The sequence below is a fragment of the Kordia sp. genome (assembly GCF_022447245.1).
Lineage (GTDB): Bacteria > Bacteroidota > Bacteroidia > Flavobacteriales > Flavobacteriaceae > Kordia.
In genome coordinates, this window is the sequence record NZ_JAKVBC010000002.1 from 217,344 (window position 1) to 236,965 (window position 19,622).

The window sequence follows — 19,622 nt, forward strand, 5'->3', positions numbered from 1 at the left end:
TTCTGTAAAGAATAATCGACACGATATGGAGTCGTATCGAGATTCAATGCAACTTATTATTTGATAACGAGGCCTTTATTTGTTGTGTTTCAGTTAATTATATGCAATACTCCTTTTTTAAAGGTATTTCCATAGTGTAAAATGCCACACATTTGGTCAAATATATAAATTATTTGATAAGTATGTAATTCTTATCTTAATTTATTATAATGTTTCCTTAAGAATCCTCCTTTTATAAAAACGAGTTTTTCATACGGTTTCGTTTCAGGCGTTAATGTATTAAAAACGCAATTATTTAATAATTATTTTAACACAAAAAATAATTTTCTTTTAAACCTAGCTTAACAATTGAATATTTTACCCAACTCCATGGAATAGATTACGTCGATATTGGTTACTTTTGTAAAAAAATTTAACGCCATGGGTGGTATTACAATAAGTATAGAAAAAACAAGCAATCCAGCAATTATAAAATTCGAAGCAAGTACGTTTCTTACACGCCATAATAGTTACGAGTTTAAAAATATAGATGACGCTCAAGATTCGCCGCTAGCGCAGCAATTATTTTATTTACCTTTTGTAAAAACAATTTTTATTTCTGGAAATTTTATTGCGATTGAACGCTATAATATTGTGACATGGGAAGATGTTCAAGAAGAAGTAGCTGAACAAATTCAAGCATATATTAATAGTGGAAAAGAAGTTATTAGCGAATCGGCTACTCCAAAAAAGGTAGTTCCTGTTACAATTTATGCAGAAAGCACACCAAATCCGACAGTGATGAAGTTTGTTGCTAATAAAAAAATTGTAGATCGTATTTTAGAATTTAAGAATATTGACGAAACAAAATACGCTCCTTTAGCACAAGCATTATTTCACTTCCCATTTGTTAAAGAAATCTTTTTAGATAAAAATTATATTTCAATTACGAAATATGACATGGTAGAATGGAATAATATTACAATGGAACTACGTGAGTTTATCCGTAATTATATCCAGGAAGGAAAAGAAGTGGTTTCTGAAGATATTCCAGTAGAACAAAAAGAAAGAATTGAGATTTCAGAAGAGAGTTTTGAAGCTTTGGATGATATTTCAAAAGAAATTGTAAATATTTTAGAAGAATATATCAAACCTGCTGTAGCAAGTGACGGTGGAAACATTATGTTTGATTCGTACGATCCAGCTTCTAAAGTAGTAAAAGTTGTACTGCAAGGAGCATGTAGTGGTTGCCCATCTTCTACCCTAACATTGAAGAGTGGTATTGAAAATACGTTAAAGAACCTATTAAAAGGGCAGATTAACGAAGTTGTGGCAATTAACGGATAAGAAATACTTTTTTAATTATAAGAATTGCCGTACTTTGAAAAGTAAATTATCATATAACCTTAAAAAAGACTATTATGGCAGTATTAAAAGTAATTGAAGTACTTTCAAATTCAAAGAAAAGTTGGGAAGATGCAACTGCAAAAGCTGTAAAACAAGCTTCTAAATCAGTTAAGAATATCAAATCTGTATATGTACAAGATCAAAGTGCAATTGTACAAGATGGAGCTGTAGTTGAATACCGCGTAAATTTAAAGCTTACGTTTGAGGTAAAATAATAATATACTTTATATATGTATTAAAGGCGTTGTCAAATAATGATAACGCTTTTTTTTTACTCGTAGATTTTCCATACCTTTTATTTACCTTAAATCATAACAACAAAATATAAAAGTTAGCCTATGAAAACTTTAGAAACCATTCTTATTGCGCTTGTCGCCATTGAACATATATACATTCTATACTTAGAAATGTTTTTGTGGACCAAACCGAAAGGAATGAAAACCTTCGGATTGAAATCAAAAGATTTTGCAGAAGAAACCAAAATACTTGCCGCAAATCAAGGATTGTATAACGGATTTTTAGCCGCAGGATTGTTTTGGTCATTGTACACCAAAAACATTCACGTAAGCCTATTTTTCATTATTTGTGTATGTATTGCAGCATTGTATGGATCTTATTCTACTAAAAATAAGCGAATTTTAATTGTACAAGGAACTCCTGCATTTTTAGCATTAGCCGTTATTTTATTACGAATGTTTTTAGAATTTTAATATCACAGTTCTTCTAGCTTCTACACATCACTAAAATCATTCAATTTGGCAGTTTTTTTGTCGTTTATAGAAAGCTTAAAAATTCAATTACAAATTTATTTTGTAACCTTTCGATTTTATAATTTTGCACCATCACAAAAACAAATACGAATATCATGGAAGAAACAAAAACGCAAACTCCTGTAGAGGAAACAACAAATACTGCTTCTGGTTGGTTTGAAAATTTTGATCTAGAGAAGATTCTTGTAGATTATGGACTGAAAGTAGTTGCTGCTTTGGCAATTTTAATTATTGGTCTATTTATTATCAAATTGATTGTACGTTTATCAATAAAGGTAATGAAAAGACGTGGAATTGATGAGACACTACTGAAATTTTTAGGGAGCTTACTTGGTTGGACACTTAAAATTTTATTGTTTGTTATTGTTGCTTCACAATTAGGTATTGAAACTACCTCGTTTGCCGCTATTATTGGTGCCGCTGGTTTGGCAATTGGTTTGGCATTACAAGGATCATTATCAGACTTTGCAGGTGGTGTATTAATTATGATTTTCAAGCCTTATAGAATTGGAGATTTAGTAGAAGCACAAGGTGTTTTGGGAGTTGTAAAAGAAATTCAAATCTTTACGACACATTTAAATACTCCAGAAAACAAATTAGCTATCATTCCAAATGGCGCAATATCTAATGGAAATATTGTGAATTACACAGCAGAAGTTACACTGCGAGTTGATCATGTAATTGGTGTTGCATACGATTCAGACATTAAACAAACAAAAGATGTATTGATGAAAGTATTAACCGATCATCCAAAAGTGTTGAAAGATCCTGCACCAACTGTTAATGTCTCTGAATTAGCAGATAGCTCAGTAAACTTTGCAGTGCGCCCTTGGGCAAAAGCAGCACATTATTGGGATGTGTATTTTGATGTATTAGAACACACAAAAATTGCCTTAGATGCTGCTGGAATTGAAATTCCATATCCAACTAGCGTTGAAATTGAGAAAAAAATGTAAAAGATGTATTAGTATACTAAATACATTTTGATCTTTTAATTAAAATAAATAATATGGGGAGCGTAAATTTTTATGCTCCTTATTTTTTTAGGAAATTTACATGAGAAGGTGATTTTAAAATACTGAAGGATCAGTATCTGGCACATAATCATCAACAAATATCCCTAATTCTTCTGTATAATCAAGTGTTGAGGCACCCATCTTTTCAGCTCCTCCTACTATGTTACTAACTTCCTTCTTTTTATCAATTGATATAGAGAAATTATCCAAAGCACAACAAACATAGCTATGAGAAAAACATTTGTGAATAGATCAAATTTATTTTTTATTGTTACTGCCGTCTTTTCAGATGAGATAGATTTTAAATGAATTCTAGATATGACATCATAGCCAGATCCGTATTTATTTTTCATTAACCCATGCAGTTCTGTTTCACTCAATTCAGTAACTGTTATGCTTTCAGTTGGCGACTTTAATTAGTTGCTAACAATATCAATCGGTTTTTCAACAACTAGCTTATGTTTTTTTATGAAGAGCATTTAAGAAAATAAATCTATGTAACTTTTTTCTTTGGTTTGGTGACTACAAAGTCTTTTAGGTAATATGGTTCAAAATAAGCGACATCTTCGATATCGTTTTTTTGGTGTTTATCTATCGCAATCGGAATCATTTTTTCTGTAGATGGAAAGTATAGCTCATCATAGAAAATTGCATTTTCATGTGTTATCACACCTTTGCACTTTTCTGCTCCGTTTCCTATAAAATGTACTTTTCCTTTAGCTAAATAGTCTTCAAAAGAAGTTTCTGTGATGATTTCTGCTTTTGTTTCTCTGATTTGCGAATAGTTGGCATCAAATACTGCCGAATATACTTCCATACGGCGCGCATCTAGCAATGGCAAAATAACTCCATCTGTAATAATAATAGAGCGTGAGAGCACCTCTAAACTTTCAATCGCCATTAATTGAATGTCAGAAGCAAAACACAATCCTTAGCAGCAGAAACACCTATACGCAATCCTGTATACGATCCTGGACCTTTTCCCACGACCATAGCTTTTACATCTTCTGGTTGAATTTGAGCAGCTTCATACGCCTCTTTGATAAATACGTGTAGCTTTTCAGAATGCGAATAGTTTTTATTGTTTTCTTCCTTAAAGTATAGCACTTTTTCATCATCCGCCAAACACACAGAACAGTTCGTAGTTGAGGTTTCTAAGTATAATCGTATCGCCATTAGACTGCTAATTTTAAACAAAAGTAAAAAAGCATCAACCTTTATAAAAGTATTGATGCTTTTTTTGTGTGTTTTATTTTGTTTTCTAGTTCAATTCCGTTAATGGAAGCCCAAAATAGAATTCTAATATTTTTAAACGGAAAATGTAATCGTATTTCGTACGTATTACATCTGATTCTGCGGCTTCCAATCGTTGTTTGGATTGACTAAAATCAAACGAATTCATTACACCTTCATTGAACCGAGCTGTAGAATAATCATGTGCAATTCTCCTAGCTGTCAAGGTTTTTTCTGCAGCTTCATAGGCTTTTAGTGCTCCTTTTGCATCATTATACGCTTGGTTTACGGTAGCTTCTAAATTATTTTTTGTTTGGTCTAGATTATATTTCGCTCTTTCAATCGCAATCTTAGAGCGTTTTATGCCATTACTAATTCTAAAACCAGTAAAGATTGGTATATTCAATTGCAAACCAAAAGAATTACCTTTGTTTGCTCTAAATTGATCAAATAATGGATCTGATTTCTTCGTTAATGTTACAAGGTTCGGTCCTAGTACTGACTCTCCAGTTCCTTCCACAAAACCAATTTCTCTAAATGGCATTTCTGAGTTTGGGATGGTCCCTGCAAAAATATCCAAATTATTTGCTCTGGTATTAAAACTATAAAAACCTGTCAATGTCGGATATCTTTGTCCTCTTGCGAGTTTCAAATCATATTCAGCAATTTCTATATTTGTCTCGGAGATTTTTACATCATTTCGAACTTCTAACGATTTTTCAAAAATTTGTTTTGGTGAGTTATTCATGATCGTTGTCTTAGGAATTGCGTAATTTCCTTCCTCGATATCAAAAGTATCATAATCTGTAATCAATAAAAGTTGCGCTAAAGATATTTTAGAAATACGCAAGGTATTTTCAGCATTTACAATTTGCTGTTCTTGTGTCGCTATATTTGCTTCAATTTCTGAAATTTCTCCTTGAGCCAACACACCTTCATCAACTAACTCTTGGGTACGTTTTAATTCTTTTTTTGTCACTTCAATTTGCAACCTCAATACCTTTAAAGATTCTTTGTTGAACAATATTTGCAAAAAACTTTGTACTACTTGCAACGAAGTATTGTCTTTCATATCATCTAACTGATACTGATTGGCCAGTAAAGTTAAATTTGCCCTATGAAGTCTATTCACATTTTGCAAACCATCAAAAAGAGTTACATTCATGCTTAACCCAGCTGATGTATTTTGTGTCGTTTGATTTTGTAACACTCCTGTAGTTACATTTGTGTTTAAACCAATGTTCCAAGAATGTGATGTCGAAGCATTTAATGTTGGTAAAAATCCTCCGATAGCCTCTTTTTTGTCAATTTCAGAACTTTCTTTATCCAGTTGTGCTTGTTTGATAGCGATATTATTTTCTAAAGCATAGTCAACACATTCTTTTAATGTCCATTTTTTTTGGGCATGCATTGTAGTAATTGTTCCTGTAATAAGCAGGATAATGATATAAACTTTTTTCATGTTAATGGTTATACTATTTCGGTGTTAATGTTAATCGTTTTCTTCGTTGCCATTATCTTCTCCTTCTGATTTATCATCTTCTTTTTTGATAGCAAATTTGTTCCATATTTTGATTTTATCATCTTTTTCTAATCCAGAAAGGATTTCTATATTTTTCCCATCAGAGATTCCAACTTCTATGAATTTTTTTTCAAATTCTTGTTCTCCTTTTTCTATTTCAACATACGGCTTATCTTCATTTTTTGAATCAAATCTAAGCAATCCTTCATCAATTACCAGAATATTTTCCTTTTTCCCTAGTTCAATTGTAGCATTTGCACTGTAGCCCGCTCTTATGAAATAGTTTTTATCCAGTTCTACATCTGCTTTTATTTTGAATTGTACTGCACCACTTTCTTCAACTCCTTTTGGTGCTACAAACGTCAACTTAGCCACAAAATCTTTATCTTCAATTGCACCTAAGTTTACAGTAAGTTCTGTATTTGGCTTTAATTTACCAACTTCTGCCTCATCTACTTTTCCTTCGAAGATCATTTTTCCTAAATCGGCAATCGTAGCAATACTTGTTCCTGCATTGAACGTATTACTTTCAATAACCTGATCTCCTTCTTTTACTGGAATTACCAAGATAGTTCCAGAAACCGTTGCTCTAATGTTTGTATTGGCAGCAGAACCTCCAACAGAACCTCTTTTGATGATTTGTAAATCGCTTTGTGCATTACGTACTTCTTGTTTTGCTTGATTGTATGAAAGCTCCGCACGTTCAAATTCTTGACTAGATATGATTCCTTTGTCAAAAAGTGTTTTGTTTCTATCGTAGGCTACTTTAGCATTATCCATCACAATTTTTTGATTCTTAATTCTGTTTCGTGCACTGTTCAACGATTGCTCATTTGGCACTACTTTGATACGCGCAATTAAATCTCCTGCTTGAATTTTATCACCTTCCTCTACAAATATTTTTTCAATGATTCCTGAGATTTGCGGTTTTATTTCCACCTCATTTTCTGGAATCACTGTTCCTGCTGCAACTGTTTTTTCGATGATTGTATCTTTGAACGCAGTGGTAGTTTCAAAGGTTTCTACGTTTGTCGTATTTGACTTTACAAAGTATGTTCCTGCAAAAAATGCACCTCCTAAAAGTATGATTAGCAATAGGATTCGTAAAACTTTCTTCATTTTTTTTGATTCTTGGTTTAGTACCTGATTAGTGTGTATTATTATAATATATTTATTATTCTTCTCGCAAAGCATCTATAGGTTTGATACTTACGGCTCGTTGTGCTGGGATCAATCCAATTAATGTTCCTAATATGACCATGATCGCAATCGCAAACCCGATATACGGCAAACTTACTGTTGGATTCAAAAATGGAAAATCCCAACTTTTAGCCAGATCATTCAAATATGACAGTAATAATCCACCTACTGTCATTCCTAAAAGTCCGGCTGTTAATGTTAAGAATACAGATTCTAAGATGATTTGTCCTCGAATTTCTCCTGGCTTTGCCCCTAATGCTCTTCTGACTCCTATTTCTTTTGTACGTTCCTTTACAGTAATTAGCAATATGTTTCCAATGGCAATAACTCCTGCTAAGATTGTAGCAATTCCTACAATAAGTGCTGTAAATTTTAATCCTTTGACAAACCCAGTAATTTTTCCAAACATTTCTCCAAAGTTAAATGCTCCAAAAGCTCTTTCATCATTAGGATGTACTGTGTATCGCCTTTTCAATAAATTCTTTACTTTTTCTTCAACGGCAATAATATCCTCTTTAGGATAACCTGCAATGACCATCCAACCAATTCGGTTTCCTGTATTGAATACTTTTTGATATGTGGTAAATGGTATAAATATGGAATTGTCTCTTTCAAAAAAGTCTGTATTATTCCTTTTGTAAACACCAACTACTTGAAAATAAATATTACTGATTTTGATGTATTGTCCGACTGGATTTTCGCCTTCTTCAAATAGTTCTTTTTCTATACGTTCTCCGATGACACATATTTTTCGTTGATCTTGAATATCTTTTTGATTTAGGAAACGCCCTTTCCTCAATTTTTTCTTGGAGACTTTATCAATAATGGGATAGTCCCCAAATACTCTATAGTTTCCAGATTTTAGTTTATTGATTACTAATGGAACCGCATCTCCAAAAACTCCTTTAGCATTTCGTGGTGCTACAAATTGTACACCTTCAATTTGACTTGCGATTCTATAAGTATCATTAAGTTCTAGACGAACTTTACGGTTTCTTTTATAACCTCCATATGGAATTCCTGTTTGTTCTGACCAAAGAAACATACTGTTTGTTGCCAAATTTTTGAATCGGTCATCAAATCCGTTTTCCATCCCTTTTGCAGCACCTTGCAATGCTACAAAGAGTAAAATCCCCCAAAAAACACCAATAATAGTAATGGCCGTTCGTAGTTTGTTTTTACGAATTGCTCCGAAAATTTCTTGCCAAGTATCTCTTGTAAATATAAATTTCATTGTTAGTTCTTGGTTCTTTTATTCGTCTCTTAATGCTACAATTGGTTTTACTCTAGCAGCCCTTCTAGCTGGAATATATCCTGCTATTAATCCTGATAAAATTAAAATAACCGTTGCTGCAATAATGGTTTCTTGACTTACACTCGGATTGGTGATGAACCAATCTTTTAATTTATCGCCCATGGAGTTGAGTATAAAATTCCCAATCAATAGTCCGATATATCCAAAAACGAGTGTTACTACAATGGTTTCTTGTAAAATCATTCCAATTACAGAACTTGGTTTAGCGCCTAATGCTTTTCGGATTCCTAGCTCTTTGGTACGTTCTTTTACAATATATACCATGATGTTACTAATTCCGATAACACCTGCAAGCAAGGTTCCGATCCCAATCCAAAGGACTATAATCTGTAATACATTGGCAACTTGCAATGTATCATTTAGGTCTTCAACTTTATTTTCAACATAAATACCACTTCGATCACTTGGAGCAATATTATGCCTCTTCTTTAATTCTACTTCAATTTCTTTAGAAAGTTTACTCGCGCCATTTGCTCCAATAGAGATATCATACATTAAGTTAATTTGGTCAATAATCTCTGTATTTTTATGAATAAGTTGCGTTGTACTTACTGGTGTATAAATTGAACGTTCTTCACTGTCTCCACTTCCTTTATCACTAAACACGCCAACTACACGATAGATAATTTTATTCATACTGAAGTACTTTCCTATCGCATCTTCTTTTCCAAATAAGTCTTTTTCTACCAAGCGACCGATAACCGCGACTCTCGCATCTGTTTTGATATCATTTTCATTGACATAACGTCCTTTATCGATATCTGTTTTTTCTAAATATTGATGTGATGGATGTACAGCACGTAAAGAATAATTTCCATATTCACTTTTGTATTTTGCAGTTACACCTTTGTAAATACGAGCTGTAATATGTTCAATGCGTCCTGCAAATTTTTCTTTTAGGAATTCTAAATCTGCATTTTCAAACTCAATGCGTCTATTTTCCTTGAAGCCTTTGAAAGGTTTTCTTGCTAATCCTGAATAGACGAAAATGGTATTTTGTGCATCGTCTTGGAATGCTTCGTAGAATGTATTTTTAAGACCATTTCCCATTCCGAAAAGAATCGTGAAAATCAAGATCCCAAGCGTCACCGTAAAACCTGCTAAGAGCGTTCTTAGCTTGTTTTTATTGATCGTTTGTAATATTTCTCTCCAGCGATCTAAATCAAACATGTTCAGAAGCTCTTACTTGTTCTACAAATGTATCTTTTTCGATAACACCATCTTTTAACATTACAATACGCTTTGTCATATTTGCAATGTCTGGTTCGTGCGTTACTACCAGAATCGTTTTTCCTTCATCATTAATTCCTTGTAAAAAGTCCATCACTTCATACGAAGTTTTGGTATCTAATGCTCCTGTTGGCTCATCGGCTAACAATACTTTTGGTTCTGACGCTAAAGCGCGTGCGATGGCTACACGTTGCTTTTGTCCTCCAGAAAGTTCACTTGGTAGATGGTGTGCCCTATCTTCCAATCCAACTTTCTCTAGATAGTATAGTGATTTTTCTTTTCTGATTTTTCGTGAAATTCCTTGATAATATAATGGCAATGCCACATTTTCAGCAGCATTTTTATAATTGATCAAGTTGAAAGATTGAAATATAAATCCTAGAAATTTATTACGATATATTGCTGCTTTTTTTTCGCTTAGATTTTTAATTGGAACATCGTCTAACACATACGAGCCTTTATCGGCTTCATCAAGCATTCCAATAATATTAAGCAGTGTAGACTTTCCCGAACCTGAAGAGCCCATTATAGATACAAACTCTCCTTCTTTTATATCAAGATTGATTCCTTTGAGCACATGAAGCTCGTTGCTCCCCATACGATAGGACTTTTGTAATTCCTTGATCTGAATCATAATTGGTTAGGTATTTATTTAACACAATATTACATATTTGCAATAACATGCATTATTAATATTCTGTTAATCTTATTTATGATTGATATAATTAAGTATAAGACTACCTAAACGGAATTTTGTTACAAAAAAACTATGATTTTTTTATTGCATTCTTATTGCTGTATGTTTTATAGATATAAAACCCTGTAAGCGCTACAAGCAAGTACGGAATTGCCATCAAATATACAATTCCATTATTGACCCCTTTTGCCTGAGACAAATCAGCTTCAGATTCTAGAACAGCTCTGCACATAGCACATTGTGCTTCTAACGGAAGTGCTGCTAGAAAAACTACAATGACTAATATGATGTGTTTCTTTTTCATTATTGTGCTGCATTTAGTAATTCTTCCGCAGTTTTGTAGTATGGAGAAATCATAACATAAACCACAACTCCTGTTACGGCTACATATAACCAAATTGGAAATGTGATTTTGGCTATTTTTTTATGCTTGTCAAAACGTTTTGCCAACGCCTTAACATATGTAATTAGCACCAGCGGAATGATGGCGATACTCAACACAATATGTGATATAAGAATGAAGAAATATATTCCCCTGATCAGTTTATCTGGATTTTTAAATTCTGTAGAAGTAGATGTCATATGATACGCAACGTACATTGCTAGGAAAGCTACCGAGAGCGCAATACATATTTTCATTAATGTTTCGTGCAGTTTTATTTTTTTGTTTTTGATAGCAATAACTGCAGCAATTAATAAAACCGCTGTAATTCCATTAATAGTGGCATAGATTGGCGGTAAAAATGTTAATGGCTTTACACCTTCGAGTTTTATCCCAAATAAAGCTGCTACTACTAATGGAATTGCAATAGATAATATTACAATCCATTTTTTATATTTTTTTTCGATGTCATTTGTGGCTTCCATAGGCTTCATTATTATTCTTCCAATAAATTTTTAATGTCTTCTTTTAGCATTTCTACTTCCTTCATGTCGGTTCCTTGATAGTAGATTTTTGGATTTCCATGATTGTCTTTACGCGAACGTATGAAACCATTTTTATCTACTAAAGCAAAGTATCCTTGATGCTCAAATCCACCAGCAACTTCAGGATTGATTCCTGTAAAAATGTTGAATCCTTCGTTTGATAATTTGTGTATTTTTTCCAAATCACCTGTTAAGAAATGCCAGTTGAGTGATTTTACACCGTAACGTTCCGTATATTCTTTTAAAACTTTTGGAGTATCCGTTTCTGGGTCAATCGTAAATGATGCAATGGCAAAGTCATCTCTTTCATTAAATTCATCATCAAGCGTACGCATATTATTATTCATTACCGGACATATTGTTGGGCAAGTTGTAAAGAAAAACTCTACTACCGTTACTTTTCCTCTAAAATCAATATTTGAGATTTTTAAGTTGTCTTGATTTGTAAATAAGAATTCGGGAACACTTCGTGCTTTTCCATCAATTTTAAGATAAAGCAATTTTTTGTTGCGCTCTTTCCCTACGATATTCATACGATCTTTTTCTACCGTTTCACCTTTACTTACCTTATCTACAATTCTTGGAATAAATATGATTCCAAAGACCAAAATGATAAATGCGATTCCGATGTATGAATAGTTCTTTTTTTGCATGCTGTTATTTTTTTAAGTCTTCTTGTCTTCTTTTGTCTGATTTCTTTCCTCTGTATTCTACAAAGAGAATGCGTAAATCATCTGTCATTTTTCCTGAAAGATCTGAGATAATCGTCGTGTTATATCCATGAAGCATGTATGTTGGAGCACCTTCACGTATTTCTACCTTAGAGCGATCGTCAAAGCGACCTCGTAAGTTTTTGTCTTTATCTATGATATACATATAATCAGAACTTCCATATGGATCTAGGGCTAACGGAGATTCTAATCCTAAGAAAATACGATTCAATTCAGCTTTGTCTACTACTAAGAAGTTCCAATATTGCAATTCATCTGAAAAACGACTGATTTCTTGTTTTAGATTTTTGATTTCTTCTTCTTGCCCAGAAGTGACCAACATCACTAATTGAAAGTGTTTAAAACCACTAAAACGCTTGTATATTTTTTGATTCAGATTTAGGACATTGATCTTTCTATCTTTAACATTGTCTCCTAAAAACCCAAGAATTGTGATTTTCCCCTCAAACTGAATTGAATCTCTCTTTTCTATCGATTCATAATTCACCAAATCGGCTACATTATTTTTGATAACAGGAAGTGGCGTATAATTATGATTGGTAAAAAGAAGAAGCAATACAATGAATATAGGTAATAAGAATAAAACTCCTAAGATGATCTTCTTTTTCATATCTGAGTATTGACGTTTATAATCAGTTATATAGCATTTGCAAAACAGTTCTTATTTGTAATTTTTACTGCTAAAACTTTCGTTATGCAAAAATAAAAATCGATTCGCGATTTACAGCTATATTCTTTCGTTTTTTTTTACTTTTTAACTTCTTTTTCATGAGAATTCAGACATTCTTTTTGGAAATCTTGTTTAAAAATTTGCGGAACACTTATCAAAACTTTCGGGTATAAAAAAAGACGGTAATTTTTACCGTCTTTTCTTTATATTTTTAGTGTCATTTTAGAAATTCCACTTTACATATCCATTTGTTTTTACATCTTCAATATAAGTTCCTTCTTGTAAAAGGATGAAAATTAAGTAGCAAATTAAGAATACTGCTGTCCAAACTACAGCTCTACGTAAAGAACTCTTTTCATCACGTAAGTGCATAAAGTCCCAAGCAATATAATATGCTTTTACAATTGTTAGAATGATAAATACCCAATTCAGATATTTCATCCCTACAAAATAGTTATCAACTAAAAAACTAGGTTTGTATATCCCTAATCCAACTTCAACAATGGTTACAAGAGATAAGAAGATTAATACACCCCAAATTTTTTGAACGTTCGACTTAAATTTAAGTCTTCCTCTAAATATGGCTAATTTATGCTCAGTATGTCCGTGATCGTGTGCCATGATATATGATAATTTCTTTTAATATATTTTTTATTAAACTAAGTAGAAGAAGGTAAATACGAATACCCAAACTAAATCGACAAAGTGCCAATACAATCCAACTTTTTCTACCATTTCGTAATTATTCTTTCTTCTTTCATATGTTCCTAATATGATATTGAAGAAAATAATAACGTTGATAACTACACCAGAAAACACGTGAAATCCGTGGAATCCTGTTATGAAGAAGAAGAAATCTCCAAACAATCTGTTTCCATATTCGTTATGAACAAGATTTGCTCCTTTAACATATACTACTGCATCTTTCAATGCTTTTTCTGATTCTGCTCTTGTTAACACACCTTTTTGTCCTGTTTTGTCTGCATTTACATACATTCTTTCAAAACGCTCTGCTTTTGTTACATCAGCTGGATTTTCAGAAGCTTTTAATCGCTCTATATTAGGAATGATTTCTTGCGTACGAACTGCTAAGTTTGAATGCGAATTAAAACCAGTTACAATATCTTGAACAGAATATTTTGGTAATGCTGGTTCAGATACGAACCAAAGACCATTTTTACTCTTGTGTTGTACTCTTTCTTTGTGTGAAACTTTTGCGAAGTCTTCAACAGAAACGCGAAGCAATTTACCATGACTGTCTTTTTTATGACCGTCCACAAATTGGAGTATTTGACCTCCTTTTGTTTCTACAGCTCCATGAGTTCCTTTGATAAAGTTTGTCCACTCCCATGCTTGTGAACCTAAGAAGATTGCTCCACCAATAATGGTAAGAAACATGTAAAATGTTGTTTTCTTCTTGTTGTTGTGGTGTCCAGCATCTACTGCTAATACCATTGTTACCGAAGAAGCAATTAAAATAAATGTCATTAACGCAACAAAATACATTGGGTTATCTCCGTGTGATCCAGGAAAGTGATTATATACTTCATCGGCAATTGGCCATGAATCGATGAATTTAAATCTAGAGAATCCGTATGCTGCTAAGAATCCTGAGAATGTTAATGCATCCGACAAGATGAAGAACCACATCATCATCTTTCCATAGCTTGCTTTTAGCGGCTTGTTTCCGCCTCCCCAAACTTTACCTTCTGTGCCTGTATTTGAAACAGTAGCTTCCATAAAAAGTTTACATTTTTAAAAAATTGTTCAAATTTACGTTTTTTTCTTATCTTAAGAAATTTAAAAATAAAAACAAGAAGACCCACAATATATCTAGGAAATGCCAGAACATTGCACCTAGTTCTAAACCAAGTGTTTGCCCTTGTTCATACTTTTGTTTAAAATGATTATAAATTACAACTGACAATACTATAATACCAGCAGCAACATGCGCTAAATGTGTTACTGTAATGATATATATGAAAGATGTTGTAACTGTACTTTGTTTTCCTGTGAAATAGTATTTACTAGCTATGATTTCATTGAACCCTACAAACTGCAAAATTACAAATACAATTGCAAGTACTAATGTAACTAGTAAAAACTTTCCTGCATTGCTGTGTTTTTCTTCTTGCGCAGCTTTTTTTGCCAAGTGAAATGTAACGCTACTTAACACAATTACTAAGGTACTATAGAAAAAAGCTGTTGGCAATACAAGATCTTGCAACCAATCTTTACGTTCTTGACTAACGATATATGCACTCGTAAGTCCCGCAAACATCATAAACATGCTAATCATAGCAAACCACAACATCATTTTCCTTGATCTCGATTTCTTTTCTTGAAATGTCCCTTGCGTTAAATCCATAGTTTATTGTAAAAATTTATCTACTACAAATATTATTTGCATCAGCGTGATATATCCAACACTTGCCAGCATCAAAGCTTTTGCAGATTTATTGTCCATGTTTTTATATAGTCGGATCCCGAAGTATAATAGTCCAAGTCCTGATAAAAATACCAGAATCGCTGCTACTATTGATAATCGCAATTCTCCCGTAAGTCCTGAAACTGGGAATATAGAGATGAATAGTAACCAAACTGTATACATGATAATTTGCAATGCAGTTGCTTTGTTCTTTTTACCTGTAGGCAACATAAAGAATCCGCCTTTTTTATAATCGTCAAATAAAAACCAACCAATAGCCCAGAAATGCGGAAATTGCCAAAAGAATTGAATCATAAATAAAATTCCTGGCTCAACACCAAATTTACCCGTAGCAGCAACCCAACCTAACATGAAAGGAATAGCGCCTGGAAATGCTCCAACAAATACTGACAATGGGGTTTTTGTTTTTAGAGGTGTATATACACATGTATATAAGAAAATAGAAATTGCACCAAACATTGCTGTTCTTGGATTAATAACATACAATATGGCAATTCCTAATACCGTGAATAGTGCAGCAATAATGAATGCCGTCGTCACAGACATACGTCCAGACGGAATGGGTCTATTTTTAGTACGATCCATTTTTGCATCCAAATCCTTTTCAATGATTTGATTGAATGCATTAGAAGCACCTACCATAAAATAACCTCCTAGAGCTAGTAAGCTTAGGATTTTAAAACTAAAACCTTCCGCTCCTACAGCTAACAAATACCCTGCTAAAGAAGAGAAGACTACGCTGATTGCTAATCCAACTTTTGTAAGCTGTTTAAAATCTTCAAATACTGAAGCAAATGAGTATGTTTTTTTAAGTGTATTCAATGCCGTTTTCATCAACCTTGCTAAATTCCTGCAAAGATAGAATACAAATACTTTGTATGCAATGATTTTCAAAGAGTTTTACTCCTTTTCTAAAAGTAATTGCTTTTCTATTTTTTATCTTTGGTGAGGAAGTGGATTTTATAACGACTATTGTCTGAAATCTACAACATGAAATCAACCAGAATAATTTATCAATTCATGGCGAATTCCAACATATATAATTAATCATATAAAGCAGACAGATGAAATTTCTAAAAACTACCTTATCGTTTATTTTCTTATGTTCAATTTCAATTGGATTCGCTCAAAAAAAAGAGATTCAAATTAAAGTTACTAAAGTTACTGACCATGTGTATATGCTTGTTGGACAAGGTGGAAATATTGCCATTTCGGTTGGAGAAGACGGTGTTTTTATGATTGATGATCAATTTGCGTATTTGACTCCTAAGATCTTAAAAGCTATTCAAGGAGTTACTGATCAACCTGTAGAATTTTTAATTAATACACACTGGCATGGCGATCATACAGGAGGAAATGAAAATATGCAAAAAGAAGGCGCTGTGATTGTAGCACATGAAAATGTACGAAAGCGCATGAGTATAGACCAGTTTAATAAAGAACGAAATACAACGAAGAAAGCTTCTCCAAAAGAAGCCTTACCTATAATTACTTTTTCTAAAGATGTTTCTTTCTTTTTTAATAACGAATCTATTTTTATTTTCCATGTACATGAAGCACACACAGATGGCGATGCCATGGTTTATTTTACAGAAAGTAATGTGTTACACACTGGCGATGCCTATTTTCAAGGAAAATATCCTTTTATCGATTTGAATTCTGGCGGAAGTGCACAAGGATATATTGCTGCTATTAAAAAAGCTTTACTTGTTATTAATGATGACACTAAGATCATTCCTGGGCACAGAAATATTTCTAATAAAGCAGAGTTGCAGTCATACTTAGAAATGCTTGAAACCATTGAAAAAAATATAATGGCTGAAATTAAAGCAGGTAAATCCGAAGAAGAAGTCACAAAAAATACTGCAATCACCAAAAAGTACGACGACTTAGGTTATGGCGATTGGTTTATCTCCGGTGAAGCTTTAAGAAAAACTTTTTATGAAAGCCTACAAAATACCAACTAACATTTTATAATTTGCAATAATAATACCTGCGATTACAAAGAAAGCGCAGCAAAGCAAAAACACTGGATATTCTTTTACAGTGTAATTAGATCCTGTTTGACGTTTGTAAACTGCTAAATCGAGAGATTTGTATCCTAGGTAAATAAATGGTAAAATGAGGAGTAAGATGAAAAATGGCTTAATCATTCTAAAAATAGGTTTGGACGTACAAGAAAGCTGAGGTATCTTGTGGTTAAATTTTTTCGAGGCTTTAACAAATTTAATAAAAAATTTGAAACAGCAATGTTAAAAATCAAAATACCAATTAAAAATATCTGTTCTAATTCCAAAATTAAACCAAGTGGTATTTTCTTTAAAATCGACTAAGGTATTTGCATCAGGATTGAAGCTTCTGTAAGTAATATTTGCAAAGATTTTTAAGTTGGTTTTTGGATTTACAATATATCCAACATTCAAATCACCAATAAGCACATTGGCTTTATTCCCTTGTAATAATTCAATACCTGTATCTCCTATTCTATTATCGTTATCAATAAAAATATTACCTCCATAACTCGCATTGTCTATCGCTGGATCAAAGTCTAAACCACGTTGCCCATAGATCAGTTTTGCACTCCCATACCAACGATTGTAGTTGTAACGTGCCACTCCTACTACTTCGCGGAAATTTGCGCCCCATAAATGTGCTAAAGATTGATTGTTATGTCCATAATTTGTTGCCACTTCATTATGTGAATACGTGTACGGACGTACTTGGTTGTATTCAAATTGTAAGAATAAATTATCTACTTTGAATGCATTATAATATTTTGCTCCTAGTTGAAATCCAAATTTGTTTTTCCAGCTTTGATTGCCAGCTTTGATATCGTTTAATGAAAATTCGTCCAAGATAAATTGCCCGTAGAAATTTACATTGTCATTCCATTTATATTTTGAACTCAATCCAACTAAAGCATTTCCAGCACGTGATCCAGTGGAAAATTCTATTGCACGGTAGAAAATGATTGGATTTACATAGTTGACATCAAATCCACGATTGTTATCATTTTTCCAAATTACCGATTCAAAGAAACCAATGTTTAATTTTTTTGACACATTCCAACTTAAATAATGATTAGCAATATATTTTGTTAAGAAAGCACCATCTTCATTTACTTCAGGTCTTACATCACGTAACCACATCCAAGTGTTGGTATATTTTATTTTCCAGAAAGAGGTGTTTAGTTTTAAATAAGGATATGGACTCACTGCATCACTTACAAATAACGAACGATATCCGTCTCCAATAAAGTTTCTACCGTGTCCAAATTGCATATTGAAAGTTTTGCTAGGCGAATACGAAATATATCCTTCTGCAACAGGATAATCATAAGCATCTGTTTTGAATTGTTTGGCAATTCCACGACCTGGAATGATTGCTGGATTTCCTCCTGCTGGTCGAATACTTTCTGCGTATCTATTTACATAATCAGCAAAACGTCCTTGACTTTCAAATACTGTTGCTGAAAAGTTAAATCCTTTTCCTAAACCTCCTTGCACTTGCAATCCACGGGTATTATTATAGGTATAATCAACTTTACCACCTGTGTTTTTACCAAGTTGCAAATCCAAAATAGGATCCAATACAAACCAGTAGTTTTTTCCTTTTACCGTAACTAAATGCTCATTCCACAATTTACGTCCAACCCATGAAGAGACTTCTTTTTTAAGCTTACTTTGTTGCGCATTGAAATCATAATAGTTAGAAACTGTGTTATATAAATAAGGTTTTGAAGCGGTATGACTGTTTGTTCCTACCAAATTGATTTGGCGATCAAAATACGCATACATATCATGCGAAAACGGAATGTTTAAGTTACTCGCATACAATTCATCTTTATAAGGAACCAATTCATCATTTACTGAATCAAATTCAGTTTTTGCAGTCGACTCAAGTTCGTTTTCTTTTTTTTCAAGTGTTTTGGGTTTTTCTATAGCATCCAAACTTCCGAGTGGAATTTCAACTTTCATGGTAAATTGAACATAAGCTGGCTTTCCACTATAGGTAGCAGGTTGTATTGTTGGCAACAAGCCAAAAACGCGTTTTATTTCTGTTTTTAACTCTTCATAAACAGCATCTACATACAATACTTTAAACTTCCCTTCTTTTGTTACTTCAAACAAAACCACCAATTCACCAATATAATTTTCTTTGCTAATAATTTCTGGCTCTCTGAAGTTTGAATTCACAAATGTTCTTAACGTAGTGTTGAAACAATTTTCAAGATCTGCAATGTCTACATTTTTACATTCTGTAAATACAGGATACTTTTCATAATCATCATTAGAAGTTTGTGCTAATGTGAATTGAAATGCTAAAAATATGAGTAGATATAGGGACGCTTTGAGTCGCTTCATGTTTGAGGATTTATGAATGCGAAAGATACTATATTTTCACAAAAATCGATTCATTCCTCCGTTTTATGATGACAGATTTTTAAAAAGTATGCTCATTTTTATCACTAACAAA

The 19,622-nt window shown here is 32.8% G+C and carries 21 protein-coding genes; 5 read left to right on the top strand and 16 right to left on the bottom strand.

All coding sequences use genetic code 11. The features are described from left to right. The first annotated feature begins 420 nt into the window (after nucleotides 1-420). The 4 genes from MK119_RS02380 (at nucleotide 421) to MK119_RS02395 (ending at nucleotide 3,112) form a co-directional block, all read left to right on the top strand. On the top strand, nucleotides 421-1,326 hold the full coding sequence (locus MK119_RS02380; RefSeq protein ID WP_290670443.1) for a NifU family protein: 906 nt from the start codon (nucleotides 421-423) through the stop codon (nucleotides 1,324-1,326). Nucleotides 1,327-1,400: 74 nt separating this feature from the next. Continuing rightward, the gene (locus tag MK119_RS02385) at nucleotides 1,401-1,601 is read left to right on the top strand and encodes a dodecin family protein (RefSeq protein ID WP_114902434.1); all 201 of its coding nucleotides are present in this window, start codon (nucleotides 1,401-1,403) and stop codon (nucleotides 1,599-1,601) included. Nucleotides 1,602-1,724: 123 nt separating this feature from the next. Continuing rightward, complete coding sequence (locus MK119_RS02390; RefSeq protein WP_290670451.1) at nucleotides 1,725-2,096, top strand: DUF1304 domain-containing protein; 372 nt, start codon at nucleotides 1,725-1,727, stop codon at nucleotides 2,094-2,096. 155 nt (nucleotides 2,097-2,251) lie between these two features. Beyond that, nucleotides 2,252-3,112, top strand: coding sequence for a mechanosensitive ion channel domain-containing protein (locus MK119_RS02395; RefSeq protein WP_290670454.1), 861 nt, complete (start codon nucleotides 2,252-2,254; stop codon nucleotides 3,110-3,112). Between the two features lie 553 nt (nucleotides 3,113-3,665). On the opposite strand, the gene MK119_RS24175 is transcribed toward MK119_RS02395, so the two are convergent. The 15 genes from MK119_RS24175 to cyoE form a co-directional block, all read right to left on the bottom strand. Continuing rightward, nucleotides 3,666-4,073, bottom strand: a complete 408-nt coding sequence (locus tag MK119_RS24175; protein ID WP_366512755.1) for a hypothetical protein — start codon at nucleotides 4,071-4,073, stop codon at nucleotides 3,666-3,668. Further along, a complete protein-coding gene (tsaB, locus tag MK119_RS24180; RefSeq protein WP_366512756.1) occupies nucleotides 4,073-4,348 on the bottom strand; it encodes a tRNA (adenosine(37)-N6)-threonylcarbamoyltransferase complex dimerization subunit type 1 TsaB in 276 nt (91 codons plus the stop codon). Before tsaB ends, MK119_RS24175 begins: the two co-directional genes overlap by 1 nt. 85 nt (nucleotides 4,349-4,433) lie before the next feature. Continuing rightward, nucleotides 4,434-5,867 carry a TolC family protein gene (locus tag MK119_RS02405; RefSeq protein ID WP_290670456.1) on the bottom strand — a complete coding sequence of 478 codons (1,434 nt, stop codon included), beginning with the start codon at nucleotides 5,865-5,867 and terminating at the stop codon, nucleotides 4,434-4,436. 30 nt (nucleotides 5,868-5,897) lie between these two features. Next, the gene (locus MK119_RS02410) at nucleotides 5,898-7,046 is read right to left on the bottom strand and encodes an efflux RND transporter periplasmic adaptor subunit (RefSeq protein ID WP_290670459.1); all 1,149 of its coding nucleotides are present in this window, start codon (nucleotides 7,044-7,046) and stop codon (nucleotides 5,898-5,900) included. A gap of 55 nt (nucleotides 7,047-7,101) precedes the next feature. Beyond that, the gene (locus MK119_RS02415; RefSeq protein ID WP_290670462.1) at nucleotides 7,102-8,361 is read right to left on the bottom strand and encodes an ABC transporter permease; all 1,260 of its coding nucleotides are present in this window, start codon (nucleotides 8,359-8,361) and stop codon (nucleotides 7,102-7,104) included. A gap of 18 nt (nucleotides 8,362-8,379) precedes the next feature. Next, on the bottom strand, nucleotides 8,380-9,612 hold the full coding sequence (locus MK119_RS02420) for an ABC transporter permease (RefSeq protein WP_290670465.1): 1,233 nt from the start codon (nucleotides 9,610-9,612) through the stop codon (nucleotides 8,380-8,382). Continuing rightward, a complete protein-coding gene (locus MK119_RS02425) occupies nucleotides 9,605-10,306 on the bottom strand; it encodes an ABC transporter ATP-binding protein (RefSeq protein WP_290670468.1) in 702 nt (233 codons plus the stop codon). Before MK119_RS02425 ends, MK119_RS02420 begins: the two co-directional genes overlap by 8 nt. Nucleotides 10,307-10,439: 133 nt before the next feature. After that, entirely contained in the window at nucleotides 10,440-10,673 is a 234-nt protein-coding gene (locus MK119_RS02430) for a hypothetical protein (RefSeq protein WP_290670471.1), read from the bottom strand. Beyond that, nucleotides 10,673-11,236, bottom strand: coding sequence for a DUF420 domain-containing protein (locus tag MK119_RS02435; protein ID WP_290670474.1), 564 nt, complete (start codon nucleotides 11,234-11,236; stop codon nucleotides 10,673-10,675). The genes MK119_RS02430 and MK119_RS02435 overlap by 1 nt, the downstream gene beginning before the upstream one ends. Before the next feature lie 11 nt (nucleotides 11,237-11,247). Further along, nucleotides 11,248-11,949, bottom strand: a complete 702-nt coding sequence (locus tag MK119_RS02440) for an SCO family protein (protein ID WP_290670476.1) — start codon at nucleotides 11,947-11,949, stop codon at nucleotides 11,248-11,250. A gap of 4 nt (nucleotides 11,950-11,953) precedes the next feature. Further along, complete coding sequence (locus tag MK119_RS02445; protein WP_290670478.1) at nucleotides 11,954-12,637, bottom strand: hypothetical protein; 684 nt, start codon at nucleotides 12,635-12,637, stop codon at nucleotides 11,954-11,956. 282 nt (nucleotides 12,638-12,919) lie between these two features. Beyond that, nucleotides 12,920-13,318 (bottom strand): cytochrome C oxidase subunit IV family protein, encoded by a 399-nt coding sequence (locus MK119_RS02450; RefSeq protein WP_290670480.1) that lies wholly within the window; start codon nucleotides 13,316-13,318, stop codon nucleotides 12,920-12,922. 33 nt (nucleotides 13,319-13,351) lie between these two features. Further along, complete coding sequence (locus tag MK119_RS02455) at nucleotides 13,352-14,437, bottom strand: cytochrome c oxidase subunit 3 (RefSeq protein WP_290670483.1); 1,086 nt, start codon at nucleotides 14,435-14,437, stop codon at nucleotides 13,352-13,354. A gap of 46 nt (nucleotides 14,438-14,483) precedes the next feature. Continuing rightward, a complete protein-coding gene (locus tag MK119_RS02460; protein ID WP_290670486.1) occupies nucleotides 14,484-15,065 on the bottom strand; it encodes a cytochrome c oxidase subunit 3 in 582 nt (193 codons plus the stop codon). A gap of 3 nt (nucleotides 15,066-15,068) precedes the next feature. Further along, a complete protein-coding gene (gene cyoE, locus MK119_RS02465; RefSeq protein WP_290670593.1) occupies nucleotides 15,069-15,980 on the bottom strand; it encodes a heme o synthase in 912 nt (303 codons plus the stop codon). Between the two features lie 230 nt (nucleotides 15,981-16,210). Between cyoE and MK119_RS02470 the strand changes: the two genes are divergently transcribed. After that, the gene (locus MK119_RS02470) at nucleotides 16,211-17,113 is read left to right on the top strand and encodes an MBL fold metallo-hydrolase (protein WP_290670489.1); all 903 of its coding nucleotides are present in this window, start codon (nucleotides 16,211-16,213) and stop codon (nucleotides 17,111-17,113) included. Nucleotides 17,114-17,398: 285 nt separating this feature from the next. Here the strand turns inward: MK119_RS02470 and MK119_RS02475 are convergent, their stop codons facing one another. Further along, nucleotides 17,399-19,510 (bottom strand): gliding motility protein RemB, encoded by a 2,112-nt coding sequence (locus tag MK119_RS02475; RefSeq protein WP_290670492.1) that lies wholly within the window; start codon nucleotides 19,508-19,510, stop codon nucleotides 17,399-17,401. Between the last annotated feature and the right edge of the window lie 112 nt (nucleotides 19,511-19,622).